This is a genomic window from Pseudomonas abietaniphila (genome assembly GCF_039697315.1).
GTDB classification, from domain to species: domain Bacteria; phylum Pseudomonadota; class Gammaproteobacteria; order Pseudomonadales; family Pseudomonadaceae; genus Aquipseudomonas; species Aquipseudomonas abietaniphila_B.
Genome location: NZ_CP155619.1, coordinates 5,338,009 through 5,363,906 on the forward strand (window position 1 = coordinate 5,338,009; position 25,898 = coordinate 5,363,906).

Annotated in this window: 25 protein-coding genes; 11 read left to right on the forward strand and 14 right to left on the reverse strand. The window is 60.4% G+C overall.

All coding sequences use genetic code 11. The features are described 5' to 3' along the window. Positions 1-283 precede the first annotated feature (283 nt). Entirely contained in the window at positions 284-1,678 is a 1,395-nt protein-coding gene (gene sthA / locus ABDX87_RS23510; protein WP_074749406.1) for a Si-specific NAD(P)(+) transhydrogenase, read from the forward strand. Positions 1,679-1,720: 42 nt separating this feature from the next. On the opposite strand, the gene ABDX87_RS23515 is transcribed toward sthA, so the two are convergent. Both ABDX87_RS23515 and ABDX87_RS23520 read right to left on the reverse strand, forming a co-directional pair. Beyond that, complete coding sequence (locus ABDX87_RS23515) at positions 1,721-2,443, reverse strand: glycerophosphodiester phosphodiesterase (RefSeq protein ID WP_346830026.1); 723 nt, start codon at positions 2,441-2,443, stop codon at positions 1,721-1,723. A 37-nt stretch (positions 2,444-2,480) separates the two neighbouring features. Continuing rightward, positions 2,481-3,068, reverse strand: coding sequence for a PilZ domain-containing protein (locus tag ABDX87_RS23520; protein ID WP_346830027.1), 588 nt, complete (start codon positions 3,066-3,068; stop codon positions 2,481-2,483). 126 nt (positions 3,069-3,194) lie between these two features. Between ABDX87_RS23520 and ABDX87_RS23525 the strand changes: the two genes are divergently transcribed. The 3 genes from ABDX87_RS23525 to ABDX87_RS23535 all read left to right on the forward strand — a co-directional run bounded on the left by ABDX87_RS23525 (position 3,195) and on the right by ABDX87_RS23535 (position 6,459). Beyond that, positions 3,195-4,445 (forward strand): lipoprotein-releasing ABC transporter permease subunit, encoded by a 1,251-nt coding sequence (locus tag ABDX87_RS23525; protein WP_346830028.1) that lies wholly within the window; start codon positions 3,195-3,197, stop codon positions 4,443-4,445. A 7-nt stretch (positions 4,446-4,452) separates the two neighbouring features. Then, positions 4,453-5,136, forward strand: a complete 684-nt coding sequence (gene lolD, locus ABDX87_RS23530; protein ID WP_167362020.1) for a lipoprotein-releasing ABC transporter ATP-binding protein LolD — start codon at positions 4,453-4,455, stop codon at positions 5,134-5,136. Positions 5,137-5,214: 78 nt separating this feature from the next. Continuing rightward, on the forward strand, positions 5,215-6,459 hold the full coding sequence (locus tag ABDX87_RS23535; protein ID WP_346830029.1) for a lipoprotein-releasing ABC transporter permease subunit: 1,245 nt from the start codon (positions 5,215-5,217) through the stop codon (positions 6,457-6,459). Positions 6,460-6,586: 127 nt separating this feature from the next. Here the strand turns inward: ABDX87_RS23535 and ABDX87_RS23540 are convergent, their stop codons facing one another. Together ABDX87_RS23540 and ABDX87_RS23545 are read right to left on the reverse strand one after the other, a co-directional pair. Beyond that, positions 6,587-7,954 carry a heavy metal sensor histidine kinase gene (locus ABDX87_RS23540; protein ID WP_346830030.1) on the reverse strand — a complete coding sequence of 456 codons (1,368 nt, stop codon included), beginning with the start codon at positions 7,952-7,954 and terminating at the stop codon, positions 6,587-6,589. Continuing rightward, positions 7,954-8,634, reverse strand: coding sequence for a heavy metal response regulator transcription factor (locus ABDX87_RS23545; protein ID WP_346830031.1), 681 nt, complete (start codon positions 8,632-8,634; stop codon positions 7,954-7,956). The genes ABDX87_RS23540 and ABDX87_RS23545 overlap by 1 nt, the downstream gene beginning before the upstream one ends. 172 nt (positions 8,635-8,806) lie before the next feature. Between ABDX87_RS23545 and ABDX87_RS23550 the strand changes: the two genes are divergently transcribed. Further along, positions 8,807-9,322, forward strand: a complete 516-nt coding sequence (locus tag ABDX87_RS23550; RefSeq protein ID WP_346830032.1) for a cupredoxin domain-containing protein — start codon at positions 8,807-8,809, stop codon at positions 9,320-9,322. A gap of 90 nt (positions 9,323-9,412) precedes the next feature. Beyond that, positions 9,413-10,243 carry an NADPH-dependent 7-cyano-7-deazaguanine reductase QueF gene (gene queF, locus ABDX87_RS23555; RefSeq protein WP_346830033.1) on the forward strand — a complete coding sequence of 277 codons (831 nt, stop codon included), beginning with the start codon at positions 9,413-9,415 and terminating at the stop codon, positions 10,241-10,243. Between the two features lie 92 nt (positions 10,244-10,335). On the opposite strand, the gene ABDX87_RS23560 is transcribed toward queF, so the two are convergent. Then, entirely contained in the window at positions 10,336-10,599 is a 264-nt protein-coding gene (locus tag ABDX87_RS23560; protein ID WP_346830034.1) for a DUF4404 family protein, read from the reverse strand. A 115-nt stretch (positions 10,600-10,714) separates the two neighbouring features. Continuing rightward, positions 10,715-11,350 carry an HAD family phosphatase gene (locus ABDX87_RS23565; protein WP_346830035.1) on the reverse strand — a complete coding sequence of 212 codons (636 nt, stop codon included), beginning with the start codon at positions 11,348-11,350 and terminating at the stop codon, positions 10,715-10,717. A gap of 204 nt (positions 11,351-11,554) precedes the next feature. On the opposite strand from ABDX87_RS23565, the gene ABDX87_RS23570 reads away from it, so the two are divergent. Beyond that, complete coding sequence (locus ABDX87_RS23570) at positions 11,555-12,256, forward strand: MlaA family lipoprotein (RefSeq protein WP_346830036.1); 702 nt, start codon at positions 11,555-11,557, stop codon at positions 12,254-12,256. 99 nt (positions 12,257-12,355) lie between these two features. Here ABDX87_RS23570 and ABDX87_RS23575 read toward each other — a convergent pair whose 3' ends face one another. Continuing rightward, positions 12,356-12,655, reverse strand: a complete 300-nt coding sequence (locus ABDX87_RS23575; protein ID WP_346830037.1) for a PilZ domain-containing protein — start codon at positions 12,653-12,655, stop codon at positions 12,356-12,358. Positions 12,656-12,921: 266 nt separating this feature from the next. Between ABDX87_RS23575 and rssB the strand changes: the two genes are divergently transcribed. Continuing rightward, positions 12,922-14,103, forward strand: a complete 1,182-nt coding sequence (gene rssB, locus ABDX87_RS23580; RefSeq protein ID WP_346830038.1) for a two-component system response regulator RssB — start codon at positions 12,922-12,924, stop codon at positions 14,101-14,103. After that, entirely contained in the window at positions 14,103-14,585 is a 483-nt protein-coding gene (gene rssC / locus ABDX87_RS23585) for an anti-sigma factor antagonist RssC (RefSeq protein ID WP_074749420.1), read from the forward strand. The genes rssB and rssC overlap by 1 nt, the downstream gene beginning before the upstream one ends. Before the next feature lie 745 nt (positions 14,586-15,330). Here rssC and tal read toward each other — a convergent pair. After that, positions 15,331-16,257 (reverse strand): transaldolase, encoded by a 927-nt coding sequence (gene tal, locus ABDX87_RS23590; RefSeq protein WP_346830039.1) that lies wholly within the window; start codon positions 16,255-16,257, stop codon positions 15,331-15,333. A gap of 298 nt (positions 16,258-16,555) precedes the next feature. Between tal and dhaL the strand changes: the two genes are divergently transcribed. Then, positions 16,556-18,268, forward strand: coding sequence for a dihydroxyacetone kinase subunit DhaL (gene dhaL / locus ABDX87_RS23595; protein WP_346830040.1), 1,713 nt, complete (start codon positions 16,556-16,558; stop codon positions 18,266-18,268). Positions 18,269-19,316: 1,048 nt separating this feature from the next. Here the strand turns inward: dhaL and csgH are convergent. Then, complete coding sequence (gene csgH / locus ABDX87_RS23600; protein ID WP_346830041.1) at positions 19,317-19,625, reverse strand: curli-like amyloid fiber formation chaperone CsgH; 309 nt, start codon at positions 19,623-19,625, stop codon at positions 19,317-19,319. A gap of 5 nt (positions 19,626-19,630) precedes the next feature. Further along, positions 19,631-19,777, reverse strand: coding sequence for a hypothetical protein (locus ABDX87_RS23605; protein WP_431061175.1), 147 nt, complete (start codon positions 19,775-19,777; stop codon positions 19,631-19,633). Between the two features lie 198 nt (positions 19,778-19,975). Here ABDX87_RS23605 and dusA point away from each other — a divergent pair, with 198 nt between their 5' ends. After that, positions 19,976-20,977, forward strand: coding sequence for a tRNA dihydrouridine(20/20a) synthase DusA (dusA, locus tag ABDX87_RS23610; RefSeq protein ID WP_346833603.1), 1,002 nt, complete (start codon positions 19,976-19,978; stop codon positions 20,975-20,977). Positions 20,978-21,214: 237 nt separating this feature from the next. Here the strand turns inward: dusA and ABDX87_RS23615 are convergent, their stop codons facing one another. The 4 genes from ABDX87_RS23615 to xylF form a co-directional block, all read right to left on the reverse strand. Next, complete coding sequence (locus ABDX87_RS23615) at positions 21,215-21,805, reverse strand: eCIS core domain-containing protein (protein ID WP_346830042.1); 591 nt, start codon at positions 21,803-21,805, stop codon at positions 21,215-21,217. A gap of 63 nt (positions 21,806-21,868) precedes the next feature. Continuing rightward, positions 21,869-23,005, reverse strand: a complete 1,137-nt coding sequence (locus ABDX87_RS23620) for a sugar ABC transporter permease (RefSeq protein WP_346830043.1) — start codon at positions 23,003-23,005, stop codon at positions 21,869-21,871. Further along, positions 23,006-24,577, reverse strand: coding sequence for a D-xylose ABC transporter ATP-binding protein (gene xylG / locus ABDX87_RS23625; RefSeq protein ID WP_346830044.1), 1,572 nt, complete (start codon positions 24,575-24,577; stop codon positions 23,006-23,008). Positions 24,578-24,795: 218 nt separating this feature from the next. Then, positions 24,796-25,797 (reverse strand): D-xylose ABC transporter substrate-binding protein, encoded by a 1,002-nt coding sequence (gene xylF / locus ABDX87_RS23630; RefSeq protein ID WP_346830045.1) that lies wholly within the window; start codon positions 25,795-25,797, stop codon positions 24,796-24,798. Between the last annotated feature and the right edge of the window lie 101 nt (positions 25,798-25,898).

The window sequence follows — 25,898 nt, forward strand, 5'->3', positions numbered from 1 at the left end:
CCTCGGAATTCGGTAGAAACCCACAAAATTGCAGGTTTTTTTAGGATTCGTAACGCCAAGGGATTTATCATCCGCAGCAATCGGGCACCCGACCGGCTTTTTGCGGCGATCAGGTCACCCTTACCGCAGACAAAATTGGCCTGTGACGCGACCAAGGGTTAATGTTCGCCGCGACGCTGGACGATTAGACTGCGCCGCGAGTTTCGATTCTCATGCCGCCGGCCGCGGCATGATTTAGCCAGAGACGCCAGAGTGGCGCCTCGGCCTGTTCTAAGGAGTACGCATGGCTGTCTACAACTACGACGTAGTGGTACTGGGTTCCGGCCCAGCTGGGGAAGGCGCGGCAATGAACGCCGCCAAGGCTGGGCGCAAGGTAGCCATGGTCGACAGCCGTCGGCAGGTCGGCGGCAATTGCACTCACTTGGGCACGATCCCGTCCAAGGCGTTGCGTCACTCGGTCAAGCAGATCATTCAGTTCAACACCAACCCGATGTTCCGGGCCATTGGCGAGCCGCGCTGGTTCTCGTTCCCGGATGTGTTGAAGAACGCCGAAAAAGTCATCAACAAGCAGGTGGCGTCGCGCACCGGTTACTACGCGCGCAATCGCGTTGACGTGTTCTTCGGAACCGGCAGTTTCGCTGACGAGCGTACCGTCGACGTGGTGTGCAACACCGGTGTCATGGAAAAACTGGTGGCCAACCAGATCATCATCGCCACGGGCTCGCGTCCTTATCGCCCGGCCGATATCGACTTTTCCCACAAACGTATCTATGACAGCGACACCATCCTCAGCCTCAACCACACCCCGCGCAAACTGATCATCTACGGTGCCGGCGTGATCGGCTGCGAATACGCGTCGATCTTCAGTGGCCTGGGCGTGGACATCGAGCTGATCGACAACCGCGATCAACTGCTGAGCTTCCTCGACTCGGAAATTTCCCAAGGCTTGAGCTATCACTTCAGCAACAACAACGTGATGGTTCGCCACAACGAAGAGTACGAGCGCGTCGAAGGCCTGGAAAACGGCGTCGTCCTGCACCTCAAGTCGGGCAAGAAGGTCAAAGCCGACGCGTTGCTGTGGTGTAACGGCCGTACCGGCAACACCGACAAACTGGGCCTGGAAAACGTCGGCATCAAGGCCAACGGTCGTGGCCAGATCGAAGTCGATGAGGCGTATCGCACCAGTCAGCCGAATATCTATGGCGCGGGCGACGTGATCGGCTGGCCGAGTCTGGCAAGCGCCGCCTACGACCAGGGTCGTTCGGCGTCGGGCAGCGCGGTCGACAACGGCGCATGGCGTTTCGTCAACGACGTGCCGACCGGCATCTACACCATTCCGGAAATCAGCTCGATCGGCCAGAACGAACACGACCTGACCGTGGCCAAGGTGCCGTACGAAGTGGGCAAGGCGTTTTTCAAGAGCATGGCCCGAGCGCAGATCTCCAACGAGCCGGTCGGCATGCTGAAGATCCTGTTCCATCGCGAGACCCTGCAGATCCTCGGCGTGCATTGCTTCGGCGACCAGGCGTCCGAGATCGTGCACATCGGTCAGGCGATCATGAACCAGCCCGGTGAAGCGAACAGCCTCAAGTATTTCGTCAACACCACGTTCAACTACCCGACCATGGCCGAAGCTTATCGAGTCGCGGCGTACGACGGCCTCAACCGGCTTTTTTGAGCGGCTCCGGCCGGTGGCCTGAGCCGGCCGGGGAGACCGATTTCAGTAATTCTCGAGCGTGGCAGTGGCCAAACCGGGAAAGTCTGTAATCAGGCTGTCAACGCCGAAGTCGGCGAGTCTGCGCATCAGCGCAGGCTCGTTGACGGTCCACACCGACACATGCAGGCCCAGCGCCTGAGCTTTCTTCAGGCGTTCCGGCGTGCACAGCGTCCAGTTCAACGCCAGTATCTCGCAGCCATAACCCACCGCGACCTTCAGCGGATCCAGCCATGCGTATTCCGCCACCAGTCCACGGGACAAATCGGGCGCGAGCTCCAGTGCTGCGCGCAGAACTTCCCGGGAGCTTGACGTGATGGTGACTTTGTCCAGCAGGCCGTGACGCTGAGCCATTTCACGAATCGCCAGCACGGTGGTCGCTGCGCGGGTACGCGAAGCGCTTTTGACTTCCAGTTGCCAGTGATCGAACGCGCACTTCTCGAACAGTTCTTCGAGGCGCGGGATCGGACAGGGTTGCACCCAGCCCGGACCGCCCTTGCGGGCGTCGTAGGTCACCAGATCGGCGGCGTCATGTTCGACCACCTTGCCGCGCCGGTCAGTGGTGCGTTTCAGGGTCGGGTCGTGAATCACCATCAGTTCGCCGTCGCGAGACAGGTGCAGGTCCAGTTCGCAACGTTTGACCCCGTGTTTGAGGCATTCCTGAAAGCTGGTCAGGGTGTTTTCCGGTGCTTCGCCCTTGGCGCCGCGGTGGCCGTAAATTAAGGTCACAATTGTTCCTCGAAAGCGCGCTAAGGCTGTAATCGGTTCATTTCACATCAGGGTCGTTTTGCTCACGCGCCAGCCGCCGTTGCGCGGCTTGTCGTTGCAGGATGTGTCGGGCGAGCAACTGCCGCTGGGCGTCGCTGAGGTCGATCCACTCGGTACCGATCTCGAAATCGCCGATGGTCAACGCGTGGCTCTGCGTTACTTTGGCCCGCAGCATCATGCCGGACGCTTGCGGCATCAGCACCATTTTGACCGACAACAGAGTGCCGACAGGGAAGGGCTGGTGGGACTCGAATTGCAAGCCGCCTTCGGACATGATCACCTTTTGCGGGGCGCCCAGCTTGCCCAGCACGGTTTGCGCGACCACCTGGCCGAGCAGGTCGATGCGCTTGCTCATGGCCCGCAGGAAGCTGTTGGTCGTGCGATCGCGATCATCCAGCTGGCGCAGCAGATGCTGGGATTCGAACTCGGCAACGTGCAGCTCGCTCAGCAGGTCGAAGAGTGTCGAGCTGGTGTCATGGGGATGTTCATCGAGCGTTCCGGCGGCTGGAATGCGTTGAATTTCCAGTGCGACGCTGTCCTCGATACGGTAGTATTCGCGGCGTTCTTCTTCATCTAATGTCGACATGGCGAACCCAGGGTAGCGGCGGTTGTCAGAGTGATTGCTCGCAATCGTTACTCAGCGATTTGAGTGTAAAGCTGCCGGCCAAGGCCCGCCACAAGGACGTTCCCATTCCTCCGAACAAGCCCCTACATGTTCAGACCTCTTTTTGTATTCATCGGCACGCGTTACACCCGTGCAAAACGCCGTAATCATTTTGTCTCCTTCATTTCCCTGACGTCGATGATCGGTCTCGCCCTCGGCGTCGTGGTGATGATAGTCGTGTTATCGGTCATGAACGGTTTCGATCATGAGATGCGCACCCGCGTCCTCGGCATGGTCCCGCACGCGACCATCGAATCCGGCGAGCCGATCAGCGACTGGCAAAGCCTGGCAGCCAAGGTCAAACAGAACCCCCAGGTGGAGGCGGTCGCGCCGTTCACGCAGATGCAGGGTTTGCTGACCAACAATGGCAATGTGCAGAAAATCCTGCTCAATGCCATCGACCCGGTCAGGGAACGCAAAGTTTCGATCATCGACGGCTTCATGAAACAGGGCAGTCTTGACGATCTGGTGTCAGGCGGCTTTGGCGTGGTCATCGGCGACAAGGCCGCGACCAAGCTGGGCGTGGGCCTAGGCGACAAGGTGACGTTCGTGTCGCCTGAAGTGATGGTCACGCCAGCCGGCATGTTCCCGCGCATGAAGCGCTTCACCGTGGTTGGCATCTTCCACGTCGGCGCTGGTGAACTGGACGGTTATCTCGGTGTGACCAACCTGCAGGATCTGGCGCGTCTGCACCGCTGGAAGCCTGATCAGGTGCAAGGGTTGCGCCTGAAGTTCACCGATCTGTTCAAGGCACCGCGCACGGCTTACGAGATTGCCCAGACCCTGGGCGAGCACCAGTATTACTCCCGTGACTGGACCCGTACCCACGGCAATCTGTATCAGGCCATCGGCATGGAGAAATCCATCATTGGCCTGCTCCTGTTGCTGATCGTGGCAGTGGCGGCGTTCAACATCATTTCCACGCTGGTGATGGTGGTCAACGACAAGCGCGGTGACATCGCGATCCTGCGCACGCTGGGTGCCACGCCGGGCCAGATCATGCGCATCTTCATGGTTCAAGGCACGGTGATCGGCGTCGTCGGCACGCTGGTAGGTGCCGGTGTCGGCATTCTGGCCGCGCTCAACGTCAGCTCGGCGATTTCGGCACTGGAAGGCCTGATCGGTCACAAGTTTCTCAACGCGGATGTCTACTTCATCGACTATCTGCCTTCGCAATTGATGGCTGAGGACGTGCTGCTGGTCTGCGGCGCGGCCTTGGTCCTGAGTTTCCTCGCCACCCTGTATCCAGCCTGGCGTGCTGCGCGCACCCAGCCGGCAGAGGCGCTACGTTATGAGTGAGTCGGGCATGAGTGATAAAGCTGTACTGAGTTGCCGCAACCTGGGCAAATCCTACGAGGAAGGCCCGGAATCCGTAGTGGTGCTGTCGGGCCTGCAGCTGGAGCTGCACCCGGGCGAGCGCGTGGCGATCGTCGGCAGTTCGGGGTCGGGCAAAAGTACCTTGCTCAACCTGTTGGGCGGACTGGACACGCCTACCGAGGGCAGTGTCTGGCTGGCCGGTGAAGAACTGTCCGCACTCAACGAAAAGGCCCGTGGCCTGCTGCGCAACCGCGCACTGGGTTTCGTGTACCAGTTCCACCACCTGCTGCCTGAGTTCACCGCACTGGAAAACGTCTGCATGCCGCTGCTGATCGGCAAGACCCCGATTCCGGAAGCGCGCCAACGCGCGACGGCGTTGCTGGAGCGGGTAGGGCTCAAGCACCGTCTGGCGCACAAGCCTTCGGAGCTGTCGGGTGGTGAGCGTCAGCGTGTGGCCATTGCCCGCGCGCTGGTCAATCAGCCAGGGCTGGTGATGCTCGACGAGCCGACCGGTAACCTCGACTCTCATACCGCACAGGGCATTCAGGACCTGATGCTGGAACTGAGCACTTCGTCGCGGACCGCGTTCCTGGTGGTGACTCACGACATGGCGCTGGCCCGTCAGATGGACCGCGTATGGCGCCTGGAAGAAGGCCGTCTGGTCGAGGCGTGATGCCAACAACCCGCTGCCGGTCCTTCCGGCAGCGGTGGTTTTTTACTTTTAGCTGCTTTTAGCTACGGTGCTCCACGAATGTTCAGACCGTTATCCATTTTTATCGGCACGCGCTACACCCGGGCCAAGCGACGCAACCACTTCATCTCGTTCATCTCGATGACGTCGATGATCGGCCTGGCGTTGGGCGTCCTGGCGATGATCGTGGTGCTGTCCGTGATGAACGGCTTCCAGCAGGAAATGAGCTCGCGCATCCTCGGCATGGTCCCGCACGCGGTGATCGACGGGGTCAAGCCGCTGGATGACTGGAAGCCTGCCGCCGACGCTGCGATGAAGAACCCGCAGGTCACGGCTGCCGTACCCTTCACGCAAATGGACGGCATGCTGTCGTACAAGGGCACCATGCAGCCAATCGAGATCAACGGGGTTGATCCGGCGCTAGAGTCGAAGGTTTCCATCGTCACCCAGCACATCGTTCAGGGCCGCCTTCAGGACCTGAAGCCCGGTGAGTTCGGCGTGGTGATCGGTGAGATCACCGCGCGGCGTTTTCGCCTGAACGTCGGTGACAAGATCACCCTGATCGTGCCGGAAATCAGCAGCGACCCGGGCGGCATTACGCCGCGCCTGCAGCGCCTGACCGTGGTCGGTGTGTTCAAGGTCGGTGCCGAGCTGGACGGCTCGATGGCGCTGGTGAACGTGGCCGACGCCGCGACCATTCAACGCTGGCAGCCCAATCAAGTGCAGGGCGTACGCCTTGCTCTGACAGACCTGTACGCTGCACCGCAAGTCTCGGCGGCCATCGCCGGCGGGTTGGGCGCTGACTACAAGGCCGACGACTGGACGCACACCCAAGGCAGTCTGTTCAGCGCGATGAAAATGGAAAAAACCATGATCGGCCTGCTGCTGCTGATGATCGTGGCCGTTGCTGCATTCAACATCATCGCGACATTGATCATGGTGGTGAACGACAAAGGCGCGGACATCGCCATTTTGCGGACGATCGGCGCCACGCCTCGGCAGATCATGACCATCTTCATGGTGCAGGGCACCGTGATCGGCGTTGTTGGCACCGTCATCGGGGGTGTACTGGGCGTGATCGCGGCCATCAATGTCAGTCAGTTGGTCGGCTGGGTGGAGCGGGTGACAGGCCAGCACATCTTCACTTCAGACGTGTACTTCATCAGCAACCTGCCGTCGCATCTGGAAGGCAGTGACGTGGCGCTGATTTGCAGTGCGGGCTTCATTCTCAGCTTTCTGGCGACGATTTACCCGGCTTACCGCGCGGCACAGATTCAGCCGGCGCATGCGTTGCGGTATGAGTAAGCACCGAATTTTCTGACGCTGCATGACATCTGTGGGAGCGAATTCATTCGCGAGAGGCCGGTACAGTCGATACACCTATGTCGCCTGGACGCTTGCATCGCGAACGAATTCACTCCCACAAGAAACATCACTGGCTCGCGGTCGGCAACTCGATCAAGAACCGCGTCATCCCTTCCTGTGACTCACAGCTGATCGTCCCGCCGTGGGCGTGGATGATCGATTGGGTAATCGCCAGTCCCAACCCCGCGTGCTCGCTGCTGCCTTCATGGCGGGCAGGATCCGCGCGGTAGAACCGGTCGAACAGTCTGGGCAATACTTCGGCCGGGATGGTCTGGCCGGTGTTTTCAACGGTGATCCGCACGCGTCGGGTCGCGGATTCGAGCTTCACGGCAACCTGGCCGTGAGGCGGGGTAAATCGCAGGGCGTTGCCCAGCAGGTTCGACAGCGCCCGACGGAGCATATGGCGATCGCCCGCCAGTTCGGCGTCTCCCTGACGACGGAGTTGCACGTGGGCTTCCTCCGCTAGCGGCAGGAAAAACTCCAGCAGCGCGTCAGTTTCTTCCGCCAGATGCAAGCGCTCCCGATTCGGACTCAGCAGGCCATGCTCGGCCTTGGCCAGATACAACATGTCGTTGACCATCTGCGCCATCCCCTGCAGTTCTTCCAGGTTGCCCAGCAGCGCCTCGCGGTACGCTTCAAGGTCCCGTGGGCGGGTGAGGGTGACTTGGGTATGCGTGAGCAGGTTCGACAGCGGTGTACGGAGTTCATGGGCAATGTCTGCGGAAAAAGCCGACAAGCGCTGAAATGCATCATCCAGGCGCCCCAGCATGGCGTTGAACGCCTGAGTGAGTTCTGCCAGCTCCACCGGCATTTCGTTGAGCGGCAGGCGCGTGGTCAGCGAACTGGCCGACACGCTGGCGGCGATTTCGCTCATCTTGCGCAACGGACGCAAGCCGCTGCGGGCGGCCCATGCGCCGAGTAATGCGGTGGCCAGCGCCGACAAACCCACGGTCAGCCAGATCAGGTGCTGCATGCGCTCCAGAAAGTGCTGATGGTGGGTAATGTCCAGCAACAGGGTCAGCTGTGGCGAGTCCTGTTCCTCCGGATTCAGCGCAACCGTGTAGGTGCGATAGGCAACGCCGCTGTCGGTCAGGGTGTGCAAGCCTGCGTGGACGCCAGGCCGCGGTAATGACGAGGCCAGGCTGTCGAACCACAGTGCGCCCGCCTGGCTGCGGACCTGCAAGGCCAGATCCGGCGAATGCCCAAGTTCATTCAGCAGCGCCGGTTTTCTGGCCTCGAGCTGTTCAAAAGTGACCACGTCCTTCAAGGCATCGCGCAGCGTCGGCAGCTTGCTGTCGAGCAGTTGCTGATCCAGCTCCAGGAAGTGCGCTTCGCTGGCGCGGTTGAACAACACGCCTGCCGTCAGCGACACCACGGCGGTGCAGCCGGCGAACAGCAAAGCAAGTCGGCTGCCAAGGGAAATGCGTCGGAGCATCAGAGGCTTCGCTCTTCGAGGACGTAGCCCATGCCGCGCACCGTATGAATCAGCTTGTTCGGATAGTCGTCGTCGACCTTGAGGCGCAAGCGTCGGATGGCCACCTCGATGACATTGGTGTCACTGTCGAAGTTCATGTCCCAGACCTGCGAGGCGATCAGCGATTTGGGCAGGACTTCTCCCTGACGGCGAAGCATCAATTCCAATAGCGCGAACTCCTTCGCGGTCAGGTCGATGCGCTGACCGTTGCGTTCGACGCGACGACGCAGCAGGTCCAGCCGCAGGTCAGCCAGTTGCAGATGGGTTTCCTGGCTGGCGCTGCTGCCACGGCGCAACAGGCTGCGCACGCGTGCCAGCAGTTCGGAGAATGCGAAGGGCTTGATCAGATAATCATCGGCGCCCAGCTCCAGGCCGCGTACACGGTCTTCTACCGCGTCGCGTGCAGTCAGAAACAGCACGGGCGTGTCGAGCCCCGCGCCTCGCACCGCTTGCAGAATCTGCCAGCCGTCACGACCGGGCAGCATCACATCCAGAATCAGCAACGCGTAGTCTCCGGTCAGCGCCAGATGCTGGCCGTTGGCGCCGTCGGCCACCCATTCGGTAGTGAAGCCGGCTTCGGTCAGGCCCTGGCGCAGGTACTGGCCCGTTTTTGCTTGATCTTCGACGATCAGTAATTTCATGGGTCACTCATCGGTCGTCATGACGCTAGACAGTGGCGTTTCGCGGTGACGCTTTATAGCGCGACCGAGGCGGGCGGTGTTCAAGCTTACAAAGTTGTAATCTTGCGGTCAGCTGATTGCCAGTGGCGTCGGCCTACCTTGGCTCATCGATTGTCGCTGACTGGAGATTCACATGTTTGCTCGTTTGACCGCTGCTGCAGTGTTACTGGGTGTGAGCCTGTCGTCACTGGCGTCCCCCGGTGAGCATTTTGCTTTTGGCCATTCGGCCAAAGCCGACCAGGCAACCCGCACCATTGAGCTGACGCTGGGCGACATGTACTTCGAGCCCAAGTCCCTGGCCGTCAAGGAAGGGGAAACCGTGCGCTTCGTGCTGGTCAACAAGGGGCAGTTGCTGCACGAGTTCAACCTGGGTGACGCGGCCATGCATGCGGCGCATCAACAGGAGATGCTCAAGATGGTCGCCAGCGGCATGCTGACGTCGACCGGCATGAAACACGACGGCATGGCGGGCATGGATCATGGCGACATGGCCATGAAGCACGATGATCCGAACAGCGTGCTGGTCGAACCTGGCAAAACCGCCGAACTGACCTGGACCTTCACCAAGGCCACCGACCTTGAGTTTGCCTGCAATATTCCCGGCCATTATCAGGCCGGCATGGTCGGAAAAATCGCGATTGCCGACTAATCGCTGAAAGCGCGGGACAAAACCTATAAACTTCGCGGTCAGGATTTTCAAATCAGTCCCTCACATCCGCTTTCAGGTTCAGGTCCCGCCATGCATCCCGCAGCCGAACACTCGCCGCTGGGCAAGTCCAGTGAATACATCGCCACTTACACGCCGTCTTTGCTGTTTCCGATTCCCCGTGCCGCCAAATGGGCGGAGCTGGGGCTGACGGCCGAGACGCTGCCGTATCAGGGCGTCGACTTCTGGAACTGCTACGAGCTGTCCTGGCTGCTGCCTTCCGGCAAGCCGGTGGTCGCGATCGGCGAGTTCTGCATTCCGGCGGACTCGCCCAACATCATCGAGTCCAAGTCCTTCAAGCTTTACCTGAACTCGCTGAACCAGACGCCGTTCGCCTCGCAGGCTGAACTGGTGGCCACCCTGGAGAAAGACCTGTCGGGCGCTGCGGGCAAGCCGGTGGGTGTACGCATTCGTTCGCTGAAGGATATTGAGGCCGAGGGCATCGTGCCGGTGCCAGGGGTGTGCGTCGACGACCTGGACATCACCATCAGCAGCTATGACCGGCCCCAGCCTGAACTGCTGCAGTGCGATGAATCCCGTGTGGTGGAGGAGTCGCTGCACAGCCATCTGCTCAAATCCAATTGCCCGGTCACCAGCCAGCCGGACTGGGGCAGCGTTGCGGTGGAATATCGGGGTGCGGCGCTGGATCACGGCAGCTTTCTGGCTTATATCGTCAGTTTCCGCCAGCACTCGGACTTCCACGAGCAGTGCGTAGAGCGAATTTTTATGGACCTGCAGCGGCTGCTCAAGCCCGAGAAACTTACCGTGTCTGCGCGTTATGTGCGTCGCGGCGGGCTGGACATCAACCCGTACCGCAGCACCGAAACACTCACACTGGAAAACGGGCGTCTGGCGCGTCAGTAACTGCCGGGCCGCTTTGTAGGAGCGCCTTACGTTGCTGGAAACTGAAAAGCCCGTCATCAAGACGGGCTTTGCATTTCACAGCAACGAAAACGTCAGATCCCGATATTGCCCAGGGTCAGCACGATGTTGCGCAGGGTCCCTGCAATTCCTGGGTGTTCCAGCTCGAAGCGCTCGACCGCTAGGTTCACGCCGTCGGCCAGGTTATTGTCCGGGGTCGCGGTTTCGACGGCGATCTCTGCTTGAATCTGCGCCATCAGCGCCTTCAGGTCAGCGCGTTCTTCTTCAGTCATTGGCGGATTCTGATCCAGTTGCTCGCGCAGGGTATCGAGTTGTGCTTGCAGTTCGCGGGCAGGCATAGGGTGCTCCCTTCATGAATAGTCTCAGCATGGACCGCAATGCGTCGGCAAAGGTCCTTTGCAGCTAAGACTAATCCAGTCTGCGCCACCTTGCATGACGCCGATCAAACGCGTGTCAGGGCTTTTCCGACTTGAGGCGTCTCAGCGTGATATCGGCGAGACAGGACTCCAGTTCACCCAGGTGATCGATTACCGAATGCGCGCCCGCTGCGTACAGTTCCAGCGTTGCTCGGCCACGCCGGCGTTCGCGGTCCAGATCGCTCAACGCCTCCCACTGTGCAGGAGACAATCCGCACAGAGGGCCGCACGATGCCAGACCCACCGTCCACAGTCCGGCGTTCAAACCGGCCATCAGCAGCCGTGGGTCGCCACTGACCAGCACGCAGCCGTCGAGCTGGCTGGCATTAAGTCCCATCAATGCTTGCCAGCATGCATCCGGCGCGGGCCAGTGGTTGTTCGGGCGGGGTGTGGACTGGATCAATCCCTCAAGCGGCGCAGCCAGTTGTTCGGCGATGCTGGCTGGGTATTCATCGATCCACGCACAGGGAATCTGTTGCTGCTTGAGGCTCTTGAGCGCTGCCAGTGCGCCGGGCGTGGGGGCGGCGAACGGGCGGGCATCCTGAGAATGGAACGAAAGCCCGTCACTGCTGCGTAGCGTCCGTGCCTGTGCACCGAAATCAACCAGGCAACCGCTCAGACCAAATAGCACGGCGGTGAAAGACGGGGCGGGCACTGCGACCGGGGCGAGCATGAAATTCCCTCTCAAATGGCAATGACGCTAAGGGATTTGCATGACATTCCTGTGACCGACGCATGACATTGTGAGCGGATGTTTAAAGGCCTACGGCATTCCTTCAGTTTTCGACGACGTAAAACGTCGCGGAACGCTTTATACTCCCCCTCTTTGGCTTGGGGCGTAGCGCCCGCTTCATTACTTTGACTGGGAGTCTCAGCTATGCCCGTGACCGGTGCAGGCTTTATCAATCGTCTGGCTCGAACGTGTTTCTGGGCCGGTCTGGCCTTGGTGCCCATGGCAGCTCACGCTGCAGAAGACGATCCATGGGAAGGCGTTAACCGCGCGATCTTCCGCTTCAACGACACCGTCGACACCTACGCGTTGAAACCCATCGCCCAAGGGTATGAATTCATTACCCCGCAGTTTCTCGAAGACGGCATCCACAACATGTTCAAGAACATCGGTGAAGTGACCAACTTCGCCAACGATGTTCTGCAGGCCAAGCCTGAAGCCGCCGGTGTCGACACCGCGCGCCTGATCCTCAACACCACTTTCGGCCTGCTGGGCTTCTTCGACGTGGGCACCAAGATGGGCCTGCAACGCAACGACGAAGATTTCGGTCAGACCCTCGGTCACTGGGGTGTTGAAAGCGGCCCGTTCGTCATGCTGCCATTCTTCGGCCCGAGCACCGTGCGTGACGCATTCGCCAAGTACCCTGACACCTACACCCAGCCGTATCGCTACATCGACCACGTGCCAACCCGCAACACGGCTTTTGGCGTGAGCGTTGTAGATACCCGCGCCAGCCTGTTGTCGGCCGAGAAGCTGATCAACGGCGACAAATACATCTTCATTCGTAACGCCTACCTGCAGAACCGTGAGTTCAAGGTGAAAGACGGCAAGGTCGTCGACGATTTTTAATCGCCCTGCAATTCGCGTGAAGATGCAAAAAAGGCGACCTTCGGGTCGCCTTTTCTTTTTCGGAATTTTTCGAAAATGTGAAGTAGTTCCGAAGTGCCATCACTTCATGGTCAGGATGGTCAGTCCCAGTTTTTGCTCGCCACCGTCGATGTCGGCGATCCAGACAACCTCGGTGTCGGCTTCCAGGCCCTTGAGCGCTGCATGATCGGACTCGATGCGAACGCTGATCCTGTCACCGACCTTGAACGAGCGCGGGGCCTGTATCTGCATGCCTGAGCTGGATAAATCCACGCACACCGCAGGGATGATCTGACCCGCATAGATCAGGCTGATGTCCGCGTCGACACGCATGCGGATGTAATCTCGTTTCTCTGCATAGTCGCGATCAATCTGGCCCATGGCGCATCCTTCGTTTTCGTTGCTGATTTAAAGGTTCTTATAACTCCCGGCGATTTGCGATGTAAAGACGCTGGCCGACCGCTGGAGCGAGCTTGAAACGCCCGGCGGATGGGAGTACCGTCTGCGCCTTGAAGGGCACCTCTGACACGTGAAGCGTTTGACCAAAAGTCCGCTCCCTGACTCCAGAGAGGCTAGAAGCGAATCCAGTATGCGGGCTGACAGAATCCGACCGCGTACGCCAACCTAATCTGGCGCCGTTTGCCCACATGCAAAAAACCAGTGCCACGCTGCTGATTATCGATGACGACGAAGTAGTGCGCGCGAGCCTCGCGGCCTATTTGGAAGACAGTGGGTTCAGCGTCCTGCAAGCCAGCAACGGCATGCAGGGTCTACAGACCTTCGAGCAAAAAAAGCCTGATCTCGTGATCTGCGATTTGCGCATGCCTCAAGTGGGCGGCCTTGAGCTGATTCGCCAGGTGACCAGTCTCGCTCCGGAAACCCCGGTCATCGTGGTGTCGGGTGCGGGCGTGATGAGCGATGCCGTCGAAGCGTTGCGCCTGGGCGCGGCCGATTACCTGATCAAGCCCCTCGAAGACCTTGCAGTGCTTGAGCACTCGGTCCGACGGGCGCTGGATCGGGCGCGCTTGCTGCAAGAGAACAAGCTGTATCGTCAGAAGCTCGAGACCGCCAACCGCGAGCTCGAAGCCAGCCTGCACTTGCTGCAGGAAGATCAGGATGCGGGCCGTCAGGTTCAGATGAACATGCTGCCGACGAGTCCCTGGGCCATCGACTCGTTCGAATTCGAACACGAAATCATTCCGTCGCTGTACCTCTCCGGCGATTTCGTCGATTACTTCCGGGTCGACGACCGTCGTGTGGCGTTCTACCTGGCCGATGTGTCGGGCCATGGTGCTTCCTCGGCCTTCATCACCGTGCTGCTGAAATTCATGACCACGCGCTTGCTGTTCGAGTCCAAGCGCGGTGGCACGTTACCGAAATTCAAGCCTTCCGAGGTCCTCGGCCATATCAACCGCGGTCTGATCAGCTGTAAGCTGGGCAAACACGTGACGATGGTCGGTGGCGTGATCGACGAAGAAACCGGGCAATTGACCTACAGCGTGGGCGGTCATTTGCCGCTTCCGGTGCTGTACACGCCGACCGAGACGCGTTATCTCGAAGGGCGTGGTCTGCCGGTGGGGTTGTTCAACGAGGCGACGTATTCAGACCATGTGCTGGATCTGCCTGAGTCCTTTAGTCTGACCCTGCTGTCTGATGGCATTCTGGATCTTTTGCCAGGTGATACACTCAAAGAGAAAGAAGCCAACTTACCTGAATTGGTGAAGTCGGCGGGCGGCAGCCTGGATGGCCTGCGTCGTAAGTTTGGATTGGCCACACTCGGGGAGATGCCGGATGATATCGCCTTGTTAGTGTTGAGCAGGAACCTTTAATGAGTACCGGTAGAATCCAGTTTGCCGAGCAAGATGGCACCTTTGTCCTGAAGTTTGTGGGTGAAGTGCGTTTGACTCTCTGCTCGGCGTTGGATGCGACGATTGAGCGGATCTTCACCTCCATGAATTTTTCGACCGTGGTGATCGATCTGACCGAAACCCGCAGCATTGACAGCACAACGCTCGGCCTGTTGGCCAAGTTGTCCATTCTGTCGCGGCAGAAAGCGGGCCTGCTGCCCACTGTCGTGACCACTCACGAAGACATCACGCGCCTGTTGCAATCGATGGGCTTCGATCAGGTGTTCAACATCGTGGGTCGCCCGATCCCCCGTCCCGAGACGCTGAGCGACCTGCCGTCGCAGGATCAGTGTGAAGACGTGGTAAAGGCCAAGGTCCTAGAAGCGCACAAGATCCTGATGGGCCTCAACGACTCCAATCGCGAAGCGTTTCGCGATCTGGTGAATGCGCTGGAGCATCAGTAGAGCTCCTCTTCTGGCTCTGGCTGAGGCCAGATCGGTTTCGCTTCAGCAAGTGACTTTTAAAAGCCGGGAAGCGGACTTACCAGAAGTGACCGATGTCGCTTGCCCTTATTTTTGATCGTTCTCACTGACAGTGTCAGACAGACCGCGTATGCAGGATTTGCTGCCGGTTCCCGGCAGATCGTCGGCAAGCCAAACTCCTACGCCCTCCGGGCAGAAGCAAGACAGTGCGCAGGTCCAAACTCTGCGTTTGAATGCCCGTCAGTACGTTTCGTGCCCCCCATGTCGCAGAGCGTCAGGCGCTGCTCTACCACGCGGAGCGTGGGAACGATCAAGTGCGTAAGCTCGCTTTGTTGTTGATCTTCATACCGCAGCAGTCCAGACACCACCAAGTGCGACTTGGGTGCAGGCTGAACGCAGGCGGCGCTCCGTGGGACGAGCGGCATGGATGCCGCGAGAGCGCCGCTAGGGCATGGATGCCCGTTCGGCGCGGGCCCACGGAGCGTCGCCGAAGTGAGGGTACCCGACGAAGTCGGGCCCAACCAGGAGCCAGGACACTTGGTTGCTTGGTGTCCTTTCAAGTAACCCGCCGAAGGCGGAACGCTTCTGCCGTTAGGCAGAACCTGGAACAGTCACCTTCAATCCATCAGGCATTTACAAAAGCCCAAGCCCGACTGACACCATTCCCCAGACATAAAAAAGGGCAGCATCCCCACGGATGCCGCCCTTTTTAAATAAGCCCGACGTATTACGCCTTGGCGCGCAACAACGCCTCGAGCTTCTCCTGATCGCGAGCAAACTGACGAATGCCCTCGGCCAGCTTCTCGGTCGCCATCGCATCCTCGTTCGACGCCCAGCGGAACTGGCTTTCGTTCAGCGTCTGACGTGGCTCACCACCGTTACCCGGCTTGAGCTTCTGCACCAGCGTGCCGGTGTCTTCAGCCAGCTTTTGCAACAGATCCGGACTGATGGTCAAGCGGTCGCAGCCGGCCAGCTCTTCGATCTGGCTCAGGTTACGGAAGCTGGCACCCATGACCACGGTCTTGTAGTCATTGGCCTTGTAGTAGTTGTAGATGCGAGTGACCGACTTGACGCCCGGGTCCTCGGCACCGACGTAATCCTTGCCTTCGGCTTTCTTGTACCAGTCGTAGATGCGACCCACGAACGGCGAAATCAGAAACACGCCTGCGTCAGCGCAAGCCTGTGCCTGAGCGAAAGAAAACAGCAGCGTCAGGTTGCACTGGATGCCTTTCTTTTCCAGCTGTTCGGCAGCGCGGATACCTTCCCAGGTCGAGGCCAGTTTGATCAGGATGCGATCACGGCCGATACCGGCCTGGTCGTACAGCTCGACCAGACGTTCTGCGCGCTCGATGCAGGCGTTGGTGTCGAAAGAGATGCGGGCGTCCACTTCGGTGGAAACACGGCCCGGCACCACTTTCAGAATTTCCTGGCCGATCGCCACGGCGAAACGGTCGCTGGCCAGGCCGATGTCATTCTTCGCACCGCTGAAGGCTTCTTTCAGGCGGTCGGCGTTGCTGTCGCTGGAGGCGGCTTTGAGCAACAGGGAAGGGTTGGTGGTGGCATCAACCGGCTTGAGCTTTTCAATGGCAGCGAAATCGCCAGTATCGGCGACGACGGTGGTGATTTTTTTGAGTTGTTCCAGCTTGGAAGTCATGAGCGTGCTCTGTCCTGTGGGTGTGATGACATTACCCGAGCGCCGCCGGTCACTCAAGGGCGTAAACCGCAACAAACACGCTGATCTAGAGGCCTGCATTTGCGCAAACAGCAGACCTGTGCTTCAGCCACGATCCTGAAAATACATGACGTTGAAGCCGTCAGTCAGGGGCGTGGTTATCGGTTCCCGAGGAGGGCGGATACTCGATCCAGACTGGTTTGAGCCTGGAGGCGGCAGGTTGTTCCCCGCACTGTCGTCTATTGTGCTCTGACCGATTCGGGCGAAAGGGATCATCACCATGAAGAAACTGATCAACGACCCACTGGGTGTCGTCGATGACATGCTGGAAGGCGCCGTGCTGGCCGATCAGCGGCTAGTGTTGCTGGAAGGGGAAAACATCATTGCCCGCCGGGATTTTCAGGCGCTGGCCAATAGCGGGAAAGTCAGCATCCTCTCGGGCGGCGGCGCTGGTCATGAACCCGCCCACGGGGGCTATGTCGGCAGCGGCATGCTCACGGCCGCTGTCGCCGGGCCCGTGTTCACGTCCCCAAGCGTCGACGCGGTGTTGAAGGCGATCATGACCATTGCCGGACCGGCGGGTGTCTTGCTGATCGTCAAGAACTACACCGGTGATCGCCTGAACTTCGGGCTTGCTGCGGAAATCGCCAGGGCGGCGGGCGTCGAGGTTGACATGCTGGTCGTCGGTGATGATGTCGCGCTGGATAACCAGGGCGGGCAAGTCGGGCGGCGGGGCATTGCCGGAACCGTGTTCATTCACAAGGTCGCCGGTGCTGCAGCGCAGGCAGGACTCCCGCTGTCGCAGGTCAAGGCCGAAGCGGAGCATGCGGCCGCGGGGTTGTTCAGCATGGGCCTGGCGCTCAGCGCCTGCACGGTGCCTGCAGCCGGAAAACCGGGGTTTCACCTCGGCGACGATGAGGTCGAGTACGGCCTGGGCATTCATGGGGAAAGCGGCGTGCGCCGTGGCCGGATTCTGACGGCGGACGAGATGGTCGATGTGCTGTTGGCACGCATCGTCGAGCAAGGTGAGCTGAAGGCCGGTGAGCGTATCGCACTGATGGTCAATAACCTGGGCGGCACCGCGGTTCAGGAACTGGACATCGTGGCGCGTCGGGCATTGTTGGCGTGCATGGCGCAGGGACTGCGGGTCGAGGCCGTCATGGTGGGTACTTTCCTGACAGCCTTGGAGATGGCAGGGTGTTCGCTTTCAATCCTGCGTGTCGATGATCCGCTGCTGACGCGACTCAAGGCGGCGACTGACGCGACCGCATGGCGGGGCATGACGACGCCCAGTGCTGCTGTATCCCGTGTGCTGGCGGTGAACGTGACCGAGCAGCATGCGTTCACAGGCGCGTCCTGGTCGTCGGACCGCGCTGAGGCCATGAGGAAGGTGCTGCAGGCGGTCAGCCAGGCATTTCAGCAGAACGAACAGGTGCTGACGGAACTCGATTCGGTGGTGGGGGACGGCGATATCGGCATCAGTCTGGCGCGAGGTGCTCGCGCCATTGATGCCGCGTTGGAATCCTTTGCGCTGGATCGGCCAGGGATCGCGTTGCAACAGCTTTCAGCCATTCTCAGACGGGTCTTGGGAGGAACGTCGGGGCCGCTATATGCCGTTTTCGTGCTGCGCGCGGGTGTGGCGCTATCGGAACACGCCGAGCCAGGTTCTGTGGGTGCATGGGCCGAGGCCTTGCAAGCGGGGTGCGACGGGATGGTGAAGCTCGGCGGTGCCAGTGCGGGTGACAGAACGATGCTGGATGCGCTGATTCCTGCTGCGGCTGCGCTTTCGTCCCAAGCGAAGGGTGTGACCGCGGCCGATGCGGCGTCGCGAATGGCCATTGCCGCAGAGATCGGGGCTGAGGCGACGCGCACGATGCTGCCGAGCAAAGGGCGCTCTTCCTACATCGGTGAGCGGGCGCTGGGGCACGTGGATCCAGGGGCTTACGCGGTGGCGCTGTGGATGCGTGCGGTTGCGTCGGCCTTGGGCGAGTGACGCGGGGTGATGGGAGCGGACCCTTTGGCCTGTCAGTGACTCAGGCTATAGCCAAAGGCTTACACGAGCTGGGGCGAACTCGCCCTATGAACTGAAACATTTGAGGGTTACATTGGATCCATCAACTGAAGCGAAGGAACCGCTTCGGAGATCACGGATGATCAGCCATGGCGCGGAGCGCTGCCGACAGGATGTTGGAATGGTCTTGAACTGAAAAACGACCCGCTTCGGCGGGTTTTTTTATGGCCGCGATTTAAGGGTTTTGTCGAATTTTTTACTGCTGTAGGCGGTGGGTCAGTAAAATCACTGTTTTATGGCACATCGCGTTCGCGGCCGTCGTAACCTCCGACTGCTCCCACAAGGTGTGCGGTGGGTCAGTAAAATCACTGTTTTATGGCACATCGCGTTCGCGGCCGTCGTAACCTCCGACTGCTCCCACAAGGTGTGCGGTGGGTCAGTAAAATCACTGTTTTATGGCACATCGCGTTCGCGGCCGTCGTAACCTCCGACTGCTCCCACAAGGTGTGTGGTGGGTCAGTGAAATCACCGTTTTATGGCACATCGCATTCGCGGCCGTCGTAACCTCCGACTGCTCCCACAAGGTGTGCGGTGGGTCAGTAAAATCACTGTTTTATGGCACATCGCGTTCGCGGCCGTCGTAACCTCCGACTGCTCCCACAAGGTGTGCAGTGGGTCAGCGAAATCACTGTTTTATGGCACATCGCATTCGCGGCCGTCGTAACCTCCGACTGCTCCCACAAGGTGTGTGGTGGGTCAGTGAAATCACTGTTTTACGGCACATCGCGTTCGCGGCCGTCGTAACCTCCGACTGCTCCCACAAGGTGTGCGGTGGGTCAGCGAAATCACCGTTTTATGGCACATCGCGTTCGCGGCCGTCGTAACCTCCGACTGCTCCCACAAGGTGTGCGGTGGGTCAGCGAAATCACCGTTTTATGGCACATCGCGTTCGCGGCCGTCGTAACCTCCGACTGCTCCCACAAGGTATTCAGTAATCAGCAGATCGCAGGCACACGCCCGTATTTCGCAGTCACTGACGACCCGCAACTTCACACGCACTGTCAACTTCTTTCACCAGCGTGTTCTCTTGAAACACCTGCAGGTGCACCTGACAGGTCCCGCCCGCAGGCAGGTTCAAACTCACGCTGTTGGCCGGAACACCGCTCTGCACGTCGCCTTGCTGGTTGATGCTCGACGTCCCGTTCACGCTTTTCTGGCTGACCGTCATGCGGTACTGCAGCGTCAGCGGCACCGGGTTTTCGATGTGCGGGCGAATGACCACCATCGCGCCATGGCGCTGGGTATCGATCGATACCGCCAGTTGGGAAACGTCCATCATCAGGTCTACCTCTGTCTCGCGCTGGCTTTCATGTTATCGCCGTACTGGGTCACGGACACCGTACCGCCGAATCCGGCCTGGTTCACGGTCGCCTGGTTGGACTGCCCGTATTGCCCGACGAATGCCTGATTATAGGCGCCGGTCTGCACCACGTTCGCCGTGTTGTCGGTGCCGTGCTGTGCGACGCTCGTCTGTTTGTCCGGTCATTGCGGCTCGGTCCTGGACGCTGGAAACGGAGTGGGTGCATCCCACGCTATCCGGAACATCGCCAGGCGCCTACAGCTTGATCCTTCTAACTGTTAAACTGCGCGCCCATTACGCCTGACCCTTCCGACCGCCCCATGCTGCCAATGACCGCTTCACGCACCGCCAGTGCCCGCCACGAACCTTCACGCCGCTTCTCCGTGGCGCCGATGATGGACTGGACCGATCGCCATTGCCGGTTCTTCCTGCGCCTGCTGTCGAAGAACGCACTGCTGTACACCGAAATGGTCACCACCGGCGCCTTGCTGCACGGCGACAGCGAGCGTTTCCTGCGCCACGATCAGAGCGAACATCCGCTGGCGCTGCAACTGGGCGGGAGCAACCCGGCAGACCTCGCCGCCAGCGCACGTCTGGCACAGGCGGCGGGTTACGACGAGGTCAACCTTAACGTGGGCTGCCCGAGCGACCGAGTGCAGAACAACATGATTGGCGCGGTGTTGATGGGCCACCCGCAATTGGTCGCCGACTGCGTCAAGGCGATGCGCGATGCGGTGTCGATCCCGGTGACTGTCAAGCATCGCATCGGCATCAACGGCCGGGACAGCTACGAGCAACTCTGTGAATTCGTCGGCACCGTGCGCGATGCCGGCTGCACCAGTTTCACCGTGCATGCCCGCATCGCGATCCTTGAGGGCCTGTCGCCGAAGGAAAACCGTGACATCCCGCCGTTGCGCTACGAGGTCGCCGCTCAGCTCAAGCAGGATTTCCCCGACCTTGAATTCATCCTCAACGGCGGCATCAAGACCCTGGAGCAATGCCAGGAACACTTGAAAACATTCGACGGGGTGATGCTGGGCCGCGAGGCGTATCACAATCCGTACCTGCTGGCGGACGTCGACCGCGAACTGTTCGGCGGCAGTGAACCGCCCATCACCCGCGCCGAAGCGCTGGCGCAGCTGCGTCCTTACGTCGAAGCCCACCTGCGTGATGGCGGCTCGATGCACCACATCACCCGCCACGTGCTGGGGTTGGGCACGGGTTTCCCCGGCGCCCGCAAATTTCGCCAGCTGTTGTCGGTGGACATTCACAAAACTGACGACCCGCTGGGCTTGCTGGACAAGGCCGGGGAGTTGCTGGAAGGGCGGTGATTGGCTCGCTGAAAGTGTCGGTCGGTCCGATCCGTCATGGGCGATGTTCGTAAATCTTGTGATAGCCGGCCTGCTGCAGGCTGCGTTCAGACGAATGCGGTGGGGCAGGCACTTCGACAGAGAACGACCTGCCGAATTCGCTGCCGTCGTAACCTCCGACGTCTCCCACGGGTAATGGGGTGTTCCAGGATGCCACTGCTGGTATCGGGCATGATTTCAGCCTGAACCACGCCAGACTCAGGGATCGAGCCCTCGCAACACGCGCCCGACCTCGGTCTGAATCTGATACGCCGGGGCTTCCACGGCATTGAAATCCTGGGTGTATCGCTGTGCGAACCCGTCGACGCCCCATTCCTGGTACTGCTGCACGTGTTTGAGTTCGTGAGCCCACAGGGCAACGTCGTGCTCAGCGGACTCGGCCGTGCGGAAGACGATGATGTCGATCAAGGTGACGGCGCCGATGTCGGGGTTTTGCATCATGGCACCGGCGGCGCTGAATTCGCCGTTGTCGCCGACCTTATAGAGGGCTGCATCCAGCACACTGGGCGGGTACCAGCGCAGCAGGTGCTCGCGGATCGCGTCGGGAATGGGCTGGGTACCGCTCATGGCGGCGTCGGCGCGGGACTGGCTGAGCCAGAGGGCGAGCGCGGGGCCGGCGACCTGGGTCACCTCGGAGGGCATGCCGCTGCCGAGGATCTGACCCAGATCGGGCAGGCAGATGCAGCCGTTGAGGCAGATGAGTTTTTCCCCGGCCGGACAGGACACGGGGTCGGCGAGGGCGCTTGCAGTGAGGCAGGAGAGAAGCAGGGCGAGCAGGGCGTTGCGCATGAATGTATCCGGAACGGAAGTGCGCTTAGCCTAGCTGCTCGCCAGCATTTTCTGTAGTCCGGCTCAACGCCGGCCGGTGCGCGTGCTCACATCCACCCAGACCGCGAGTACCAGAATGCTGCCCTTGACGATCATCTGCCAGTAGCTGTCGACGTCGAGCATGGACATGCCGTTGTCCAGGCTGGTGATCACCAGCGCGCCAAGCAGCGCGCCGTACACGGTGCCCGATCCACCGCGCATGGACGTGCCGCCGATGAAGCAGGCGGCGATGGCATCCAGTTCACCCATGTTGCCCGCAGACGGAGAACCTGCCGCCAGACGTGCCGTGTTCACCAGCCCGGCGAGGGCGCACATGACGCCCATGATGCCGAAGATCCACAACTTAACCGCTTGCACGTTGATGCCCGACAGCCGCGTGGCTTCCATGTTGCTGCCCACCGAATAGATGCGGCGGCCGAACACGGTCTGGCTGGTGATGTAGCTGAAGACGCCGAGCAAGACCAACAGCAGCAACACCGGTACCGGAATGCCGTCATAGCTGTTGAGCGTATAGACGAAGCCCGCCAACACCGCGCCGATCAACACGACCCGCAGGACATCGCGCAGCAGTGCGTGCGGCGCCAGACCGTGCAGTGCGCGGTTGCGGCGCTGGCGCCAGGTCAGAAACACGGTCAGGGCGAACAACAGGACGCCCAGCGTCACGCCGACCAGCGGCGGCAAGTAGCCCTGGCCGACATAGACCAGTTGCGGCGACACCGGCGCAATGGTCGTGCCGCCGGTGATGCCCAGCAGAATCCCGCGAAACGCCAGCATGCCGCCCAGGCCGACAATAAAGGAAGGGATACGCAGGTACGCTGTCATGGCGCCGTTGGCCAGCCCGATCAGCAGTCCACACAGCGCCACGATGCCCAGGTTCACTGGCAGCGGCACGTGATAGACCACGTCAAGAATCGCCGCCACGCCGCCGAGCAAGCCGAGCAATGAACCGACTGACAGGTCGATTTCGCCGCTGATGATCACCAGCACCATGCCGCAAGCCAGGATGCCGGTGATCGACATTTGACGAAGCAGGTTGGAGAGGTTGCGCGGCGTCAGAAAGCCGCCTTCGGTCTGCCAGCTGAAAAACAGCCAGATCACGGCGATGGCGATGACCAACGCGAGCATTTTGTAGCGGGTGAAGAGTTGTTTGACCTGGTTCATTTACGCGGAGCTCCCCACAGCAGCTGGTCGATCATTATTGTTATGTCCGTCGGGCTGGCTGAGCGCGGCGGCGAGCACCTGTTCCTGGGTCAGGTCCTGGTTGATGAAGTCCCCGCGCAACTGGCCTTCGCCGATCACCAGTACGCGGTCGGAGACGCCGAGCACTTCGGCGAGTTCCGACGACACCATGATGATCGACACGCCGGTGGCGGCCAGTGCGCCCATCAGTTTGTAGATCTCGTACTTGGCGCCCACGTCGACACCGCGCGTCGGCTCGTCGAGGATCAGCACCCGCGGTTGGGTCAGGAGCATTTTCGCCAGCACCGCTTTTTGCTGATTGCCGCCCGAGAGGCTGGTGATCGGCAGAAACGGGCTCGCCGTCTTGAGGTGCATGCGCGCGATTTCCTTGTCGATGCTCCCCAGTTCCTGCTCGGCGTCGATGCGCGTCAGGTGGGAAAAACTGTCGAGTACCGCCAGCGTGATGTTCTGTCCGACGCCGAGGTCGGGAATGATGCCCTGACGCTTGCGGTCTTCAGGAACCATGCACAGCCCTGCGCGAATCGATTTCAGCGGCGTACGGGTGTCGATCTTCTGGCCCTCCAGCCAGACCTCGCCTTCATAACGGCCGGGATAAGAGCCGAACAGCGCGGACACCAGCTCCGTGCGACCGGCGCCAACCAGCCCGGCAATGCCGAGGATCTCGCCGCGTTTGAGGGTGAAAGAGATGTCGTCGACGCGTTTGCGTCTGGGGTTGTCGACGTCGTAGCAGGTGAAGTGCCGCGCTTCGAAAATCACCTCGCCGACGGCGTGGGGTTCGGTGGGGTAGAGGTTGCTCATCTCGCGTCCGACCATCTGGGTGATGATCTTCGGGATGTCCATGTCGGCCATGGCGGTGGTTGCGATGTGTTTGCCGTCGCGGATGACCGAAATCGTGTCGCACACGGCGGCGACTTCATCGAGCTTGTGCGAGATGTAAACGCAGGCCACACCCTTGGCCTTGAGGTCGCGGATGATGTCCAGCAAGACGTCGATTTCCGAACGGGTCAGGGCCGATGAGGGCTCGTCGAGGATCAGCAGACGGGCTTTCTTGTTCAGTGCCTTGGCGATCTCGACCAGTTGCTGGTAGCCACCGCCGTACTGGGACACCGGCAGCGCGACGTTCATGTCGGGCACTTTCAGCTCGCGCATCAGGGCTTCGGCACGGTGGATCATCGCCGGGTAATTCATGCGCCCGCCCGGCAAGGTCAGTTCGTGGCCCATGAAGATGTTTTCTGCCACCGACAGATCGGGGACCAGCGTCAGCTCCTGGTGGATGATGACGATCCCGGCGGCCTCGGTTTCGCTGATGGATTGGGCTTTGAGCGGTTGGCCGTCCCAGACGATTTCGCCGTCCCAGGTGCCATGGGGATAGACCGCTGACAGCACTTTCATCAGGGTCGATTTCCCGGCGCCGTTCTCGCCGCACAGGCCGACGCATTCGCCGGGCCGGACCTTGATGTCGATGCCGTTCAGGGCTTTGACACCGCCGAAGGATTTGACGATGCCGTTCATTTGCAGCAGGTAGTCGGACATTGCGTGGTATTCCAGGACAGGCCGGAGTTCTCGTGTAGGAGCGTGGCTTGTCCCGCGATCGGCTGCGAAGCAGTCGTAAATTCAGCAGACGCGTTGTGTCAGGCAAACCACAGTGTCAGGTTTTACGACGGGTTCCCCGCCGATCGCGGGACAAGCCACGCTCCTACAGGTGTCGGTGCAGGGCTCACACTACAGCTATGACACCCTGCAAGGGGCGATCACTTCCCGGCGATCTGATCCTTGGTGTAGAACCCGTCTTTCTCCAGCAGGTCAATGTTGTCCTTGGTCAACGGCGTCGGGGTCAGGAGGATGGTGTCGACCTTTTTCGTGCCGTTGTCGTATTGGGAGCTGAACGCCGGTTTTTCATTGCGCGCCAGTTGCACCGAAAGCTTGGCGGCTTCCGAGGCGATCAGCTTCAGCGGTTTGTAGACGGTCATGGTCTGGGTGCCGTCGATTACGCGCTTGACCGCCGCCAGGTCGGCGTCCTGACCGGAGATGGGCACCTTGCCCGCCAGCTTCTGTGCGGCCAGGGCCTGAATCGCGCCACCGGCCGTGGCATCGTTGGAGGCGACGATGCCGTCGATCTTGTTGCCGTTCTTGGTCAGGGCGTTTTCAACGATGCTCAGCGCTTCGGTCGGGTTCCACTCCTTGACCCATTGCTGGCCGACAACCTTGATGTCGCCCTTGTCGATGGCCGGCTGCAGCACTTTCATCTGGCCTTCGCGCAGCACTTTGGCGTTGTTGTCGGTCGGGGCGCCGCCCAGCAGGAAGTAGTTGCCCTTCGGCTGTGCCTTCAACACGCCGGCGGCCTGCATCTCGCCGACTTTCTCGTTATCGAAGGAGATGTAGGCATCGATGTCGGCGTTCAGGATCAGGCGATCGTAAGACACCACCTTGATCCCGGCTTTCTTGGCCTCGGCCACTGCGTTGGTCAGCACGGTGGCGTTGAACGGCACGATGACGATCACATCGACGCCGCGAGAAATCAGGTTTTCGATCTGGGAGATCTGCTTCTGTTCGTTGGCATCCGCCGATTGAACGAAGACTTTGGCGTCCATCTTCTCGGCCGCCGCGACGAAGTAGTCACGGTCGCGCGACCAGCGCTCCAGCCGCAGGTCGTCGATGGAGAAACCGATTTTCGGATGGGCCGCGTCGGCCATGACCGGCAGACTGAGCAGTGCCAGTGCGCTGGCGAGCAGGGTGCGTTTCAGGTTTTTCATTGTGGTGCGTCCTTTTATTGTTGTTTGGGGGGCACTTCCTGAGCGTGTACGTGTTTCCGGGTGAAACTGTAGTAAGTCGCCAGCTCCCGCGAGCAACGAAT